Source organism: Halorientalis pallida (genome assembly GCF_049605515.1).
GTDB classification, from domain to species: Archaea; Halobacteriota; Halobacteria; order Halobacteriales; family Haloarculaceae; genus Halorientalis; species Halorientalis pallida_A.
The window spans coordinates 3,227,524-3,241,641 of record NZ_CP187158.1 but is presented as its reverse complement, the minus strand read 5'-3'; the positions used below and the strand labels follow the sequence as shown (position 1 = coordinate 3,241,641).

The 14,118-nt window shown below is 67.6% G+C and carries 15 protein-coding genes and 1 tRNA gene; 4 read left to right on the top strand and 12 right to left on the bottom strand.

All coding sequences use genetic code 11. The features are described from left to right. Window positions 1-50 precede the first annotated feature (50 nt). Both psmB and psmA read right to left on the bottom strand, forming a co-directional pair. Entirely contained in the window at window positions 51-764 is a 714-nt protein-coding gene (gene psmB / locus ACOZ4N_RS18355; RefSeq protein ID WP_424017807.1) for an archaeal proteasome endopeptidase complex subunit beta, read from the bottom strand. Continuing rightward, entirely contained in the window at window positions 761-1,501 is a 741-nt protein-coding gene (gene psmA, locus ACOZ4N_RS18350; RefSeq protein ID WP_424017806.1) for an archaeal proteasome endopeptidase complex subunit alpha, read from the bottom strand. The genes psmB and psmA overlap by 4 nt, the downstream gene beginning before the upstream one ends. 141 nt (window positions 1,502-1,642) lie before the next feature. Between psmA and ACOZ4N_RS18345 the strand changes: the two genes are divergently transcribed. Continuing rightward, entirely contained in the window at window positions 1,643-2,056 is a 414-nt protein-coding gene (locus ACOZ4N_RS18345; protein ID WP_424017805.1) for a GIY-YIG nuclease family protein, read from the top strand. Between the two features lie 6 nt (window positions 2,057-2,062). On the opposite strand, the gene ACOZ4N_RS18340 is transcribed toward ACOZ4N_RS18345, so the two are convergent. The 5 genes from ACOZ4N_RS18340 to ACOZ4N_RS18320 all read right to left on the bottom strand — a co-directional run bounded on the left by ACOZ4N_RS18340 (window position 2,063) and on the right by ACOZ4N_RS18320 (window position 6,434). Continuing rightward, on the bottom strand, window positions 2,063-2,833 hold the full coding sequence (locus tag ACOZ4N_RS18340) for an enoyl-CoA hydratase/isomerase family protein (protein ID WP_424017804.1): 771 nt from the start codon (window positions 2,831-2,833) through the stop codon (window positions 2,063-2,065). A gap of 63 nt (window positions 2,834-2,896) precedes the next feature. Next, window positions 2,897-3,361: a hypothetical protein gene (locus ACOZ4N_RS18335; protein ID WP_424017803.1), complete on the bottom strand. Its 465-nt coding sequence runs from the start codon at window positions 3,359-3,361 to the stop codon at window positions 2,897-2,899. Further along, window positions 3,358-3,684, bottom strand: a complete 327-nt coding sequence (locus ACOZ4N_RS18330) for a ribbon-helix-helix domain-containing protein (protein WP_424017802.1) — start codon at window positions 3,682-3,684, stop codon at window positions 3,358-3,360. Before ACOZ4N_RS18330 ends, ACOZ4N_RS18335 begins: the two co-directional genes overlap by 4 nt. Before the next feature lie 66 nt (window positions 3,685-3,750). Beyond that, window positions 3,751-6,042, bottom strand: a complete 2,292-nt coding sequence (locus ACOZ4N_RS18325; protein ID WP_424017800.1) for a neutral/alkaline non-lysosomal ceramidase N-terminal domain-containing protein — start codon at window positions 6,040-6,042, stop codon at window positions 3,751-3,753. An 86-nt stretch (window positions 6,043-6,128) separates the two neighbouring features. Beyond that, on the bottom strand, window positions 6,129-6,434 hold the full coding sequence (locus tag ACOZ4N_RS18320; protein WP_424017799.1) for a putative quinol monooxygenase: 306 nt from the start codon (window positions 6,432-6,434) through the stop codon (window positions 6,129-6,131). A 117-nt stretch (window positions 6,435-6,551) separates the two neighbouring features. Here ACOZ4N_RS18320 and ACOZ4N_RS18315 point away from each other — a divergent pair, with 117 nt between their 5' ends. Then, window positions 6,552-7,220 carry a hypothetical protein gene (locus ACOZ4N_RS18315; RefSeq protein WP_424017798.1) on the top strand — a complete coding sequence of 223 codons (669 nt, stop codon included), beginning with the start codon at window positions 6,552-6,554 and terminating at the stop codon, window positions 7,218-7,220. 64 nt (window positions 7,221-7,284) lie between these two features. Here the strand turns inward: ACOZ4N_RS18315 and ACOZ4N_RS18310 are convergent. The 3 genes from ACOZ4N_RS18310 to ACOZ4N_RS18300 form a co-directional block, all read right to left on the bottom strand. Beyond that, a tRNA-Ile gene (locus tag ACOZ4N_RS18310) sits at window positions 7,285-7,358 on the bottom strand. Between the two features lie 80 nt (window positions 7,359-7,438). Next, the gene (locus ACOZ4N_RS18305; RefSeq protein ID WP_424017797.1) at window positions 7,439-7,981 is read right to left on the bottom strand and encodes an FxsA family protein; all 543 of its coding nucleotides are present in this window, start codon (window positions 7,979-7,981) and stop codon (window positions 7,439-7,441) included. 64 nt (window positions 7,982-8,045) lie between these two features. Beyond that, a complete protein-coding gene (locus ACOZ4N_RS18300) occupies window positions 8,046-9,428 on the bottom strand; it encodes an MEDS domain-containing protein (protein ID WP_424017796.1) in 1,383 nt (460 codons plus the stop codon). A gap of 122 nt (window positions 9,429-9,550) precedes the next feature. Here ACOZ4N_RS18300 and ACOZ4N_RS18295 point away from each other — a divergent pair, with 122 nt between their 5' ends. Both ACOZ4N_RS18295 and ACOZ4N_RS18290 read left to right on the top strand, forming a co-directional pair. Beyond that, complete coding sequence (locus ACOZ4N_RS18295; RefSeq protein ID WP_424017795.1) at window positions 9,551-11,176, top strand: DUF255 domain-containing protein; 1,626 nt, start codon at window positions 9,551-9,553, stop codon at window positions 11,174-11,176. A gap of 57 nt (window positions 11,177-11,233) precedes the next feature. Next, complete coding sequence (locus ACOZ4N_RS18290) at window positions 11,234-12,037, top strand: TrmB family transcriptional regulator (protein WP_424017794.1); 804 nt, start codon at window positions 11,234-11,236, stop codon at window positions 12,035-12,037. Window position 12,038: 1 nt separating this feature from the next. Here the strand turns inward: ACOZ4N_RS18290 and ACOZ4N_RS18285 are convergent, their stop codons facing one another. Together ACOZ4N_RS18285 and mptA are read right to left on the bottom strand one after the other, a co-directional pair. Further along, complete coding sequence (locus ACOZ4N_RS18285; protein WP_424017793.1) at window positions 12,039-12,551, bottom strand: AN1-type zinc finger domain-containing protein; 513 nt, start codon at window positions 12,549-12,551, stop codon at window positions 12,039-12,041. A gap of 547 nt (window positions 12,552-13,098) precedes the next feature. Continuing rightward, window positions 13,099-14,031 carry a GTP cyclohydrolase MptA gene (mptA, locus tag ACOZ4N_RS18280; RefSeq protein WP_424017792.1) on the bottom strand — a complete coding sequence of 311 codons (933 nt, stop codon included), beginning with the start codon at window positions 14,029-14,031 and terminating at the stop codon, window positions 13,099-13,101. Between the last annotated feature and the right edge of the window lie 87 nt (window positions 14,032-14,118).

The window sequence follows — 14,118 nt, the reverse complement described above, 5'->3', positions numbered from 1 at the left end:
CTGTCGATTCGCCCGCCACGAACTATAGTGTTACTGAAAAAGGAAGGCGTCTACAGGAGGTCGTCGTACTCGTAGGTGTCGATCTCGACGCCCTCGCCGGTGACTTCGGCGACCACGAGGCCGTTCCCGGAGCCGGTGTCACGTTCGGCCGCGGAGCTGACCGCGTCTGCGGCGACCGTCTTCGCTTCCTCCATCGAGAGGTCGTCCTCGTACTGGCTCTCCAGCGTCCCGTAGGCGACCATGAGCCCGGAGCCGGTGACCGTGTAGTCGTCTTCCATCACGCCCCCGGCCGGGTCGATGCTGAACACGTGGCTGCCCTCGTCGTCGACGCCCCCGAGGATCGGGTTGATCGCGAAGAAGGGGCCGCCACGGGCGAAGTTCCCCGCGAGCGTCGCCAGCGCGGACATGCTGATGTCCTCGCCGCGACGGGTCTCGTAGAGGTTGACCTCGGCGCGCAGCGAGCGGATGAAGGACTGGGCACCGCCCACGGAGCCCACCAGCGTCAGCGCCGCGGTGGGGTGGATCTGTTCGACCTTCTGTACGTTCTTGTTGGAGACGAACCGGCCGCCCAGCGACGCGCGGCGGTCGGTCGCCACGATGACGCCGTTCTCGGTCGCGATGCCGATGGTGGTCGTCCCCGTCTCGTTTACCTTCTCGTTGTCCTTCTCCGTCGTGTTGGGCAGCTGGCCGAGTTCCGGCTCGTAGGGGTTCTGCAGCCCCTCCTCCAGGCTCGGCGGGCCGCCCGCTGGGTTCATGTCGTTCATTCCTCGTCACCTCCGATGTCGATTTCCTCGACGTACTGTTCGATCTCCTCGGTCTCGTGGCGTCGGTACTGCTCGGTCTCGACGTCGATGGTCCCGAGGGCGACGCCTTCGGGGTCGATCCCCTCGTCGCCGACCGTGTCGAGGCCCCGCAGCGCGAGGTCGATCCCGCCGTCGAGATCGAGGTCGTCGCGGTACTCCTCCTCGAAGAAGCTGATGAGGTCCTCGCGGTTCCCGCCCACGGCGAGTGCCTGCCACTCGTAGGGCGTGCCCGACGGGTCGGTCTCGAACAGGCGCGGCTCGCCGTTCTCGATCCCGCCGACGATCAGCGCCACGCCGAACGGGCGCGCGCCGCCCGTCTGCGTGTACTGCTGGATCTGGTCGGTGATACCCTTTGTCAGCGACTCCACGCCGATGGGCTCGCCGTACCGGAGCTGGTTCACCTGCGCCTGCCGGCGCGCGAAGTCGATCAGCTGGCGCGCGTCCGCGACGTGACCGGCGCTGGCGATGCCGATGTGGTCGTCGATCTTGTGCAACTTCTCGACGCTCTCACGCTCGAGGAGCGGAGAGCGCACCCGCGTGTCGGCTGCGAGGACGACGCCGTCCTCGGTGCGAACACCGACGCTTGCGGTGCCGCGCTTGACGGCCTCACGGGCGTACTCGACCTGATAGAGGCGTCCGTCCGGGGAGAAGATCGTGATGCCCCGGTCGTAGGCCTGCTGTTGTGCGTTTCCCTGCATAGTTTGCATCGAAAGCCGGGGGTGGCCTTCACCTTGGGTTAGTGCCTCCCGTATTTAAACCCGTTTATGGTAGCAAGTGACACCGTCATCGCCAGTCGCCACGACCGGAAGGTCGATTTGGACGCGAGGTGAAGTCCCGGCGTGGTCGGAGGAACGTACACTATCGTCGTCAACCTTCCGGAACCGGAGACGCTTACGGTCGGATCGCTCGGCCGACACGAACTGCCCCCCGGATACTACGCCTACACCGGCAGCGCGTTCGGTCCCGGCGGTTTCAAACGGGTCGACCGCCACCACGAACTGGCCGCCGGCGAGCGCGAGGCGCGTCACTGGCACATCGACTACCTGCTGGGCGACACCGCCGCTCGAATCGAAACGGTGGCCCGCTCGCCCGAGGCCGAGATCGAGTGTGCCGTCGCCCGCGAGATCGCCGAGACCGCCCCGGTCGTAGTCGAGGGGTTCGGTGCCTCCGACTGTGACTGTCCGGCGCACTTGCACCACCACGCGAACCGGGACGAACTCGTCGCGGCTGTCCGGGAGGCGCACGACGGGTGAGGGGGCTCAGCGCCCCTCGAACTCGGGTTCGCGGCCCTCGAAGAACGCGCCGACGCCCTCCGCGAAGTCCTCGGTCTCGAAGATCCGATCCTGCGCGCGGGCCTCCGCGCGGAGCGCTTCTTCCATCGAGCGGTGCGTGGCGCGCTGGACCAGGCGCTTGGTCTCGCCGACCGCCAGCGTCGGGCGCGAGGCCAGCGTGGCGATGCGTTCGGCCACCATGTCCTCGAACTCCTCGTCGTCGAAGGTCTCCGTGGCGATGCCCATGTCGACGGCCTCCTCGGCGTCGACGCGGCGCGCGGTGATGAGCAGGTCGAGCGCCCGGCGGACGCCGACGAGTCGGGGCAGGACGTAGGTCGCGCCGGTGTCGGGCGCGAGGCCGATGTCGGTAAAGCCCCAGCCGAAGACGGCGTCGTCGCGGGCGTAGACGAAGTCACAGGCGGTCGCCAGCGAGGCCCCCGCGCCCACGGCGACCCCGCGGACGACGGCGATAGTGGGCTTCTCCATCCGCAGGAGACCGGCCGCGATGGCGTTCAGCCCGGTTTCGAGTTCCTCGATCACGCCCTTGCCGTCCATCCCGCCCGAGAGGTCGATGCCCGAACAGAAGGCGTCGCCCTCGCCCTGGACGACGACCGCCCGGACGCCGGCGTCGTGTTCCAGCGAGCGGAGTTCCGCGGCCATCTCCTCGCAGGCCTCGGCACTGATGGCGTTTTTCCGGTCGGGATTGCTGATCGTCACCGTCGCGTAGTCGTCTTCGCGCGTGACCTCGATATCGGTCATGGCCAGGGTGAGGAGCCCCGGGGTTAGAATGGTTGTGGGTTGGTGGCGGATCACTCGGGACGATCACGCTACGTGCCGAAGTCGAATCGAGAGTCCGTACTCCCCGGGTTCGAGTGCAGCGAACGATTCGTCGTTGGTCAGGATCGTCGGTTCACGCTGTTCGTGTTCGAAGGCGAGCACGAGAATCGGGATATCTTTGGGTTGTACGTCGAGTACTCGACCGAGCAGTAGTGTCTTGCTCGCGGATCGTCGTTCGGACAACAGATCCTCGGCAATCTCACGACTCGACGGGGCTTCGATGAGACCAGTCATACGCGACAGCCGAGTCAGAAACAGCGTCTTCACCTCATCGCGCTCCGCCCTCGAGAGTCCCGGTGTGCGGTCGAAGGCGTCCAGCGCCTCTTGGACGATGTACGCGTTGATGGCGGCTGTGGTTTCACCACGCTCGATATCGGCAAGCAACCGTTCTGCGCGGTCGTGTGTTTCCAGTGTCCCGAACACCCAGAGATTCGTATCCGGGATTTTCATCCGTCGTGAAGTCGCTCGCTCGTCTCCTCCCGGGCCCGCTCGACTGCGTCCTCGACTTCGGCCGAATCCACGTTCGCGCCGAGTTCGTCGAGCCGGTCGTGAAGCTCGTCGTCACTGATCGGACGCTGTTCGGCCCGTGCCAGGAGCTGTTCAGTTCGGAGCGCGGCGATGGCTGTCTCGTTCTGGAGGGTCTGGAGGTGCGTCCGACAGGCCTCCTTGACGAACTCACTTTTGTTGGTATAGATCCCGGTCTCGTCGAGGAACCGCTCGATCTCCGCGTCGAGTTCCCGGGGGAACTTGACGCTCACGTTAGCGTATTTCACGGTAGTACCATCGTATTACAGCCGCAAAAGCGTTCGGTGGCTGGGTCCGTCGGTCGATGTTTTGGCTCAGGTCGGGAACGTCCCGATCCCGAACAGGCCCGGCGGATCGCCGCCCCCGGTCCCCATCGTGTCCGGCCAGTCCAGTTCCGCGACCGACCCCACCGTCAGATCCGTCGCCGCGCCGCTCCGGTTGCCGAACCCGTCGACCAGCCCGTTCTCGGGGACGGTCACGGTGTCACCCGCGCTCACGCCCTCGACTGTGGCGACCCAGCCCTCGGCGTCGGGGTCCCACTGGGCCTCGTAGGTTTCGCCGCCGACCTCGACGGTCAGCGATCCGCCCTCTGGCAGGATCGGGCGCACGCGGAGATTGGTCTCGGGCTCCGGCGGCGGGTTCTGCGCGACGAAGATCAGCCGCGTCGGCTGGTCGCCGGGGCCCGCGTTCTCCGCGCGGACGCCGCGCAGGCGCAGGTCGGTCGAGGGCTCGATCTCGAACGTCCGGCTGGTGAGGTCGTACTTCGCCGCGTTCACGCGGAGCCGGTAGGTTCCCGTCGGCAGGTCCGGCGGCACGTCGTAGCGGACGGTGTAGTCGCCGAACCACTCGGTCCAGACGAAGCCGAGGCCGAGGTCGGTCGTGACCGTCTCCCAGCCGCCACCGGACTGGCGTTCCAGCAGAACGAACGGTTCGTCGACCGGCCGGTCCTTCCCGGCCCAGCCGCCCTCCCACTCCAGCGTGACCACGTCCATCCGCTCGACCGTGCGGGCTGGCTGATCCGTGATCTCGCCGTCGTCGTCACCGCCGCCGACGGGCGCGTCCGGAATCGAGGGGCGCGATCCCGAGGGTTCGGCGGGATCGCCAAGTCCGTCGCCGAACGCGGCGGCGAGGTCGCGCTGGCGGTTCCGGATCAGGAGGGAGGTGTACTGCCCGAAGGCTGTGTTGCCGCCCTCGTAGTCCTGCTTGTTGTACTCCTCGGGCGTGGTGAAGTAGCCGTTGTAGCCGTTCGTGACGCCGGCGACGGCCACGTCCGCGACGGCGTCGGGCGCGACCCCAGCCGCGGCCTGTCGCATCCGCCGCCCCATCTCGACGGTCGGCTCGCCGGGCACCGTCACGAGCAACTGGTCCCCGACGCGCATGGCCTGGACTTCCACGTCCGTCGAGTAGGGGGCGGGCGCGAGCGGAATCTTCCGGCCAAGCACGTCGTCGGCCAGCCACTCCGGTCGGCGCTTGCCCTCCAGTTCGAGCCCCGAGAACGGCGTCGGCCCGTTCTCCCCGCCGTCCAGCGTCGGGACGCCGACGATTGCGTCGTCGTCCACCGGCTTGCCGGGTTCGACTTCCTGTCCCTCGTACTCGTCGTGGGTCGCGCGACCGCCGAGCGGCAGGTTCCGGGCGAGTGCGTCACCCGCCGACTGCCAGGCGTCCCACATCGCCCGCTCGACGCGGATGGCCGTCCGCTCGGCCACGGCGTACTGGCCGTAGTCGTCGTACCGGGGGATCTGGTCGCCGACGCGCCCGGTCGTGTAGATGGCCATCGGCGCGTCGCCGTCGAACCGGCGGTCGAACCACCGGGTCGCCACGCCCGGGAAGTCCGCCGAGAAGGTCGTGTTGGCCGGCGTGAACGCCGTCGGGTGGTTGCCAAAGAGCGTCCACGCACAGATCGGCGTCCCGTCGGTCCCCTCGACCCTGAGCAGCCTGACCGTGGTGTCCCGCGCCCGGTCGGGATCGATAGGGTGGTCCTCGGGCGACCCCTCGCCGATGGGAATGTCGAGGCCGAAGTTCGCGAGGTGGGCCTCGATGGAGCGGTTCCAGTTGCCCGCCTCGACCGTCCCGGTGGCCCAGCCCGCCCGCGCCGGCTGGCGGTTCGCGTCGGCCTCCGCGATGGCGTCGCCGATCTGTCCGGCGATCCACTCGCCCGGCGAGTTCGGTCCGGCGTGGGTGTGCGTCGCCGCGAACAGGACCGACCCGCGGTCGAACCCCAGCGGCCGGACGTGTTCGATAACCTCGTCCCGGACCGCCGGCTTCCCGAGGTCCGCCGACACCAGCGCGACCTTTCGCTCGCCGTCCGAGAGTACCAAAGCGTGTGCGAACAGTCGGATCGCTACACCCTCCGCGCGGATGTCCGGCCGCACGTAGCCGAAAAACGAACCCCCGTTCTCCGGCGTGATGTCGCGCTTCGCGACCCCCGCGGTCAGCGGCCCGCCCGCGTCCGCGCCGGTCTCGCCGGCCGCCGTCCCGCTGGCCAACCCCGCCGTGAGCCCGGACAGTGCCGCCGCCTGGACGAATCGCCGTCGGTTTACTGATCCTATGCGCTCCGCTCCCCGTCGGTCCGGGGCCCCCGACCCCGAACCACCCGAATCACGCATCGTGCCACCGTGTACCGCACTCTACATTATATAAATTCGTACGGATATGAAGGTCCGTTTATAAGAAACGGGAGCTACCTCGGCGATCAGAGTTCGACTTCGCTCATCGAGTCGACCTCGAACCGGAGGATCTCGGGGTCGCCGGCGAGCCAGTCGCTCAGCGCCGTGAGGAACTCGGTGAAGTGCTCGGTCTGGCTGTGGGCGGCGAAGGCCGCCTCGTCCTCGTAGCGTTCGACGAAGCGGACGACGTTCTCGTCCTCCACGTCTGTCGTCGCCCGATAGTCGAGCATGCCGTCCTCGGCGCGGGACTGCTCGGCCAGGTCCTCGATGTGTGCCAGTGCTTCCTCGCGCTCGTCGGGATCGATGGGGAAACTCGCGTGTACGACGATCATCGCACTCGGTGGATGGGGGGCAGGTACGAAAAGCTATCTCTCCGGTCGAGTTGACCGGCGGTCGAATCCCCTCTCACCGCGGGACGCAATTATGTGTCAGCAACCCCTGATCCGGACATGGACCGGGATCGACGGCGACTGCTCGAAACGACGGCGCTCGCTCTCGCGGGTGCCCTCGCAGGGTGTGCAGGAACGGACCAGCAGGGCACCGAGGACGGCTCACCGACCGAATCCGAGACACCGGGTGGAACGGCCGCGCCCGCGACGACGGACCGAACGGTTGCGACCGAAACGGAGACCGACACACCGACCGAGACGGCCACGGAGACGGAGACGCCCGGAGACACGCCGACCGAGACGGAAACCGACACGCCGACTGAAACCGAGACGGAGACGGCGACGCCGGACGAACCGCTGACGCCGACGGAGACGGTGGCGTTGACGATCGACAACGAGGGGTTCAGCGCCTGGGAAGTCACCGAGGACGAGAGCGGGGAGGTGGCCGAAACCGAAACGGAAAACCCCACGATGACCTTCGAGACGGGCGTCCGGTACACCGTCGAGAACGATGGGTGGTCGTTCCACCCGTTCGCGCTCCGGGCGAGCGACGACACCGCCCTACTCTCCCAGGACGTCGAAGGACGGTACGAGGACGACCGGGACGTGGACTGGGTCGACGACGGGAACGCGTTCGCGTTCACCCTGACCGAGGCACTCGCCGCCGACATGGACTACTACATCTGTACGGTCCACTCCTCGATGCGCGGTGACGTGCGCGAACGGTGACGCCGCTGGGCGGCGTGAGGTCACAGGAAATGAGGTGGCTGTGGAGTTGCGGCCCGCGTGAAAGTGGGCCAACACGGATTTGAACCGTGGACCTCCCGGTTATCAGCCGAGCGCTCAACCTGACTGAGCTATTGGCCCAGGTGAGCGCATCAGAGTGTTCCGCCCTGCCTATGTTAAGCGTTTCTTTTCACCGAGAGGGTGGCGGGCCTTGACACCCGTTACTTCGAGTCGTCGTCCACGTCGTAAGATTCGCTGTCCACGTCGTAGGTGTCCTCGGAATCCGGGCCGGGCCCTCCCTGTCCCGGGCCGCCCTGTCCGGGGCCGGGCTGGCCCTGCCCCTCGCCGCCGGGGAAGCCACCCACGTAGACGTTGCCGCTGGCGAAGCCGCTGGTCTTGGCGTCGACGTAGGGCGTGACGACCCACTTCTTGGTCGCCAGCCGGACGGGATAGCGGGTGAACGGAATGACCAGCACCAGGCCGACGAGGTCGGTGACGATCCCGGGCGTCAGCAACATCGCGCCCGAGATCAACAGCAGGCCGCCGTCGATGAGTTCGTCGGTCGGGGGCTCGCCCTGGGCGAGCTTCCCCTGGATCTTCCGGAGGGTGTGGCGGCCCTCGGCGCGGACCAGGAGCATCCCGATCAGCGCGGTGAGGACGACCAGCGCCACGGTGTAGAGCGGGCCGATCCAGCCCGCGATGGCCACCAGCAGGACGATGTCCAGCAGCGGGATGAGCAGGAGGAGCCCGATGATACGGAGCATGGGGGCAGTAGCGGGCCAGCACTCAAAATAGAACCGCTTCGAGAACAGAGCCGCGCCGAGCGGATCAGGGGTCGGCGAGCGGCGAGGGGAGGGAGACGCGGATCCGATTTCCGTCCGGCGTCTCGTCGTACAGGAGCGACCCGCGCGACATCTCGACGATCCACCGGGCGATCCAGACCGACAGGCCCTCGCAGTGCTGGAGTTTCGTCTCCCGGTCGCCCTCGATGGCGTGCCGCGTCCCCTCGGGGAGCAACCGCTGACTGCCGGTCACGTCTATATGCACCATCCGGTCGGGCGTGTCGGGGCGGACCGACACGGAGAGCGTCCGCTCACCGTCGGCTTCCGCGGCGGTGGCCGTGAGCAGCTCCTCGAGGGCGATCTCCACGTCCGGATCGGCGCTCACGGTCGCAGTCGTCGGCGCGTCGACCTGCACCGTCACGTTCGACGCGTTCGCCTCGGTCCGCTCGGCAACACGGTCGATCAGTTCGGTCACGTCGAGCCGCTGGGGGTCGAACTCGTCGAGCGTCCGCTCGACGTACCGGGCCTTCTCCGCGAGGTCGAGAAACTGCTCGGCCACGTCGGTGGCGGCCTCGACGGAGTCGGCCCCCACGTCGTCCACGTGATCGTCCTCGACGAGCAGTTCGAGGTGGCCGAGCAGCACGGACATGTCGTTGCGGATATTGTGCCGGAGGACGCGGTTGATGACCGACAGGCGCTGCTCGCGGGCCTCGATGTCCTGCCGGGACTGGGCGAGTTCCTGGAGTTGTTCGAGCATCAACCACGAGTTCTGGCGCGGGCCGTCACGCTCGAAATACTCCTCCGGGGGGACGTAGTACGGATTCTCACAGAGTGTCCCACGGTAGAGGATCTGTTCGTGGGTCTGGATCGCCTTGCCGATGGTCGCGTCGTCGAACCGCGCCAGCGAGTACTGACAGAGCGCCGTGACCGGCACGTCCCGACACCGTTCGTCGAAGGAGACCTCGAAGTCCAGCACCCGGTCGAACGCACCGTCGACCTCGAAGCTCCACGTGTTCTCCCCCAGCACCCGGACGCCGTCGTAGCCCGCCTCCATGCTGTCGTCGACGGCACGTTCGAACGCCTGCAGCGTCTCGTCGGCGTCGAATCCGTCCTCCAGGTACGTCTCGGTGGCGTTCTCGATCCGGAGCTGGCCGGTCCGCTGGCGGGCCTGCACGTCGATACCGGCCGCTTCGAAGTACTCCCGCACGGCGTCGGGCTCGTTGTCGTCGGCGAAGTACAGACAGTGTTCGCCCTGTTCCAGACCGAGCCTGATGAACGCCGTCGCGACCGCGAGCTGTTCGGCCTGTGTCCGGTAGAACGACGCCAGATGTCGGCCGAGATCCGCCGATTCCAGCTGTGTCCGTACCGCCCCCGGGAGAATATCCACCCCGTCTGACCCCCCGGCCCCCAGCGGGTCGTTGGTGGTCATGTCTATTGCCCATTTTTTCCGGTACAGACGTATAGATGTTCGCAAGGAATGACGTGGGCGAGCGCGGCCCGGACACGGACGTGGGACGCAGGATACTTGTTCGGGCACGGCTACCGCCCGGTATGGACGACTCCGCGGCGCGCACCAACGTCGAGTGGCGCGAGTGGGGCCAGGACGCCTTCGACGAGGCCGCACGGGCCAAAAAGCCCGTCCTCCTCTCGCTGTCGGCCCCCTGGTGTGCCCACTGCCACCAGATGGACGCCACCACCTACACCGAGCCACGCATCGCGGCCAACATCAACGACGGCTTCGTGCCGGTTCGGGTCGACGTGGACCGACACCCGCGGGTCCGCGAGCGCTACAACATGGGCGGGTTCCCCTCGACGGTCTTCTGTACGCCCGAGGGCGACATCCTGACCGGCGCGGGCTACCTCGGCGTCGACGGCTTCCGCGAGATTCTGGACTCCGTGCGGCGCACCTGGGACGGCAAGGGCGAGGAGGCCGGTCGGGTCCCCCGCGCGCTCCGGGACGGCACGCCCCCGAGCGGCGAGGTCCGCGCCCGCATCGAGGAACACATGGTCGAGCAGTTGCTGGGAGCCTTCGACGACGAGTTCGGCGGCTGGGGCTCGGACACCAAGTTCCCCCTCCCTCGAACCGTCGAGTTCGCGCTGGTCCGGGCCCGCGATCAGGCCACGCGGACCCTCGAAGCGATCCAGACCCACCTGCTGGACACATACGACGGCGGCTTCTACCGGTTCGCCACGGGGCGAGACTGGAGCGACCCCCACCGGGAGAAACTGCTCGACGAGAACGCCGCGCTGGTCCGGGCGTTCGCCCGCGCGTACCGCTACACGGGCGAGGACTCCTATCGGGAGAGCGCCGAGACGACCGTGGAGTACCTCACCACCGACCTCTGGACCGGCGAGGCGTTCGCCGCGAGTCAGGCCAGCGACGACGAGTACTACCGGATGAGTCCGACCGACCGCGAGGACGCCGAACCGCCGAACGTCGACGAGACAGTGCTGGCGGACCGCAACGGGATGGCCGCGGGCGCGTTGCTCGCGCTCCACGCGTACACGGACGACGAACCGGCGCGCCGCTACGCCGAGCGGGCGCTGGATCACGTCCTCGACGAACTGGTCGAAGACGGCGAGGTGACCCACTACCGGAGCGACGAGGAAGTCGGCGAGTCGGGCCTCCTGGCCGACCAGACCGGCGTGTTGCAGGGGCTGACCACGGCCTGGCAGGTCACCGGGGAGTACGGCGACGCGGCGACGGCGGTCGCCGACTACGCGCTCGCGGAACTCCAGGACGAGGACGGCGGCGCGTTCCGCGACGGAACCCCCGAGGGCCCGGGACTGCTGGACGAACCGCTCTATCCGCTGGACACCAACGTCGAACTCGCGGACGCGCTGGTCGACCTGGCGGCGCTCACGGGCGAGGACCGCTACCGCGAACGGGCCCGCGAAGCCATCGCGGCCTTCGCCGGCGCGGCCGAGCGCATGGGCGTCGAGGTGGCGAGTTACGCGACGGTCGCCTCACGGCTCCAGTCGCTCCGGGTCTTCCGGATCGGCGCGCCCGCCGGGAGCGACCTCCACCGGGCCGCGCTCCGGGTCGCGGACCACGAGGCCGTCGTCGTCCCCGCCGCCGCGGACCTCGACGGCGAGGCGGAAGTCGTCGACGACGGCACGGTGACCGGCACCGCGGAAACGCCGGACGGCCTCGCCGAACTGGCGACGAGTTCATAAAAACCACTGCGGTAAACCTGCGATGCGTTTATATCCCCGGCAGTCGACCGCCATACAATGGCAAGTCTGAGAGACCTCGGGTTGTCGGAGTACGAGGCACGCGCCTATCGCGCGTTGCTGAAGACGGGGCCCACAACGGCCAAAGAGTTGTCCCGCGTCAGCGACGTGCCGATGGGCCGCATCTACGACGTGCTCAACAGCATCGAGACCTACAACCTCGTGCGGAGTCAGAGCGCGAGCCGGCCCAAGAAGTACGTCGCCGTCGAACCCCAGACCGCGCTGGACCGCCTGCTCGAGGACAAGAAGCGCGAACTCGAGGAGAAGGCCCAGCAGTACGAGGGGATCGTCGACGAACTCGTCGGCGAACTCGAGAGCGCCGAACCGGTCGAGGAGACGTTCTGGACCGCGGCGGTCGGCCCCGACGAGACCGTCGACCTCCTCGTGGAGCGGCTCGCGGCCGCCGACGAGCGCATCATCATGGTCGCCTCGTCCTCGTCCCAGCAGTTCGACATGGACACCGTCGGCGACCTGATCGTCGAGGAACTCGGGAACGCACTGGACCGCGGCGTCGACGTGTCGCTGTTGATGCGCCCAGAGCTGGTCGACGAACTGCCCGAGAGCGTCGGCGAACGCTACCGCTCCCACCTGGCCCGCCACGAACAGTTCTCCGTCCGCACCTCGCCCAACGTCTCGGGTACCTTCGAACTCATCGACAACGCGGAGGTCTGTATCGAGGTGCCACACCCGCTCAACGCCGACGAGACGTTCGCCGTGATCGACCTGAAAGACCGGGAGTTCGCCGCCAACGTCCGCTCGGAGTTCGACCCGCGGTGGGACGAAGCCGAACCGCTCACCCTCTAGCTCAGCGCCCCCGCCGCCGGACCGCGTAGATCACCGTCGCCGGGAGCCCCCAGAAGTAGCCGAAGGCAGACACGACGACCCAGTGCGTGTCGATGCCCGGGAGCGACGGCCGCGACATCAACATCGTGACGCCGAACACCAGCAGCGGCACGTAGTACACGCGACTCGGCCGCCACGCGTACTCACTGGCGGCCACTCGCTCGTGGTAGACCTGGAACGCCAGGATCACCGTCGTGAGCGGGAACAGCACCACCGCGAGCGCCGCGTACACCCACCAGGGAAGCAGGCGCCAGACCGGCACGAGTACCGTAATCTCCGGCCCCGACGGCATCGACAGCGAGAGCCCCGGTTCCGCACCGGCCGCTGGCACTCCACCGTCGGCTTCGGCCTCGGCGTCGGCGTCACAGTCGTGCTCGTCGGGCAGTCGACAGTCCACACAGTACGCGTCCCCACAGTCCCGGCAGTCGTAGGTGTTCGACACCTCGGTCTCACACGACGGACAGACAGCCCCCATATACCACTCAATTCAGACTGACGAACAAGAAGTTTGCCCACCCACCTTTTTCCCGGTCGGGTTCGCGCAGAGCGCGAACCGCTCCCGGCAAAAACGTGGGCGAAAAAGGCGGGACCTCGCTTCGCTCGGTCCCGGGAACCGGCGGCCTTCGGCCGCCGGATGCTAGTTGTCCCCGTTCACTTCCGCCTTCAGGTCGCCGTACTCTGCTACCCGCTCGGCGTGAGCGTTGCACTCCACCTTTTTCCGCCTCGGGTCGCTTCGCGACCGCTCGGCGCAAAAACGTGGGCGAAAAAGGCGCGAGCGCCTCCGGCGCTCGCGAAGAACCGCGCTCGCTCCGCTCGCGCGGACGCTCGGTTCAGTCCTCCCCGTTCACTTCCGCCTTCAGCGTCTCGTACTCCGCCACCCGTTCGGCGTGGGCGTCGCACTCCACCTTTTTCTGCGTCGGGTGGCTCGCGTTGCTCGCCACCGCTCCTTGAAAAACGTGGGCGAAAAAAGGGGATCTCACGGCGTTCGATCCCGGGAACCGGCGGCGCTCGGCCGCCGGATGCTAATCGTCCCCGTTCACTTCCGCCTTCAGCGTCTCGTACTCCGCCACCCGTTCGGCGTGGGCGTTGTGCTGGTGGATGGACTCGTCGTTGGACTGTTTCATCGTCACGATGGCGTCGTCGGGCAGGTCGGGGAACTCCTCGACGACCCCTTCGGCCATCGCGCGCACGCAGTCCTCGACGAACTTGGCGTCCTTGTGGGACTCGTATGTCATGTGATCCTCGTCGGGTCGCTTCGCGAGGTTGTAGATGCGGGCGCTCATCGAGTCGCGCGCGACGCGGATGATATCGTTGAGGTCGGCCTCGGGCGCGCCCTCGCTCTCGACGGTCAGGGTCGCGTGGCCCCGCTGTGAGTGGCCCGGCTGGGGCACTTCTTCGAGGAACTCGTCGATGACCTCGTCTTCCACGTCGAGGCCGCGCAGCGTCTCGCGGGCGCGGGAGGTACTCATCCCCTGCGAGCAGGGACAGACGGTCATGCCGGTGACGCGGGCCCCGATCTCCTCGTGGGTCCCGTCCTCGGTCGCCGTGGCCGAGGCGATGATGTCGGCCGTCGACTGGGTCGGGCGGTCGGACTCGGGCGTCCGCTCGCGGGTGACGTACTCGGCCTCCATCCGGACCTCGGCCTTGGTGGTGTACTCGTGTTTGTCGATCAGCCGCTCGGCGGCGTCACCGCACACGTCCTCGACGCGGTGGACCTCCTGGGCGACCGCGGCTTCCAGCGTCTCGTCGACGACCTCCATGTTCCGGGACATGTCAGCACCCTTCCGCCAGGACGGCAGGTCGACGAACACGTCGAATTCGGCCATCAGTACGATGGGGCGTTCGTCGGTCCGGCCGAGCTTCACGAGCTTCTCGACGCCAGTGACCCCGACACGGTTCAGTCCGACGGACACGTCCGGACTGCTCGCCTGAACGTCCGGCAGTTGCTGACTCATTGGGACTTCCTTAGGACCGAACCTTCGTTAGGGCTTTCGAAAACGACCGTTGGTGCGAGACAAACCCCGAACCCGACCAGCGGTGCC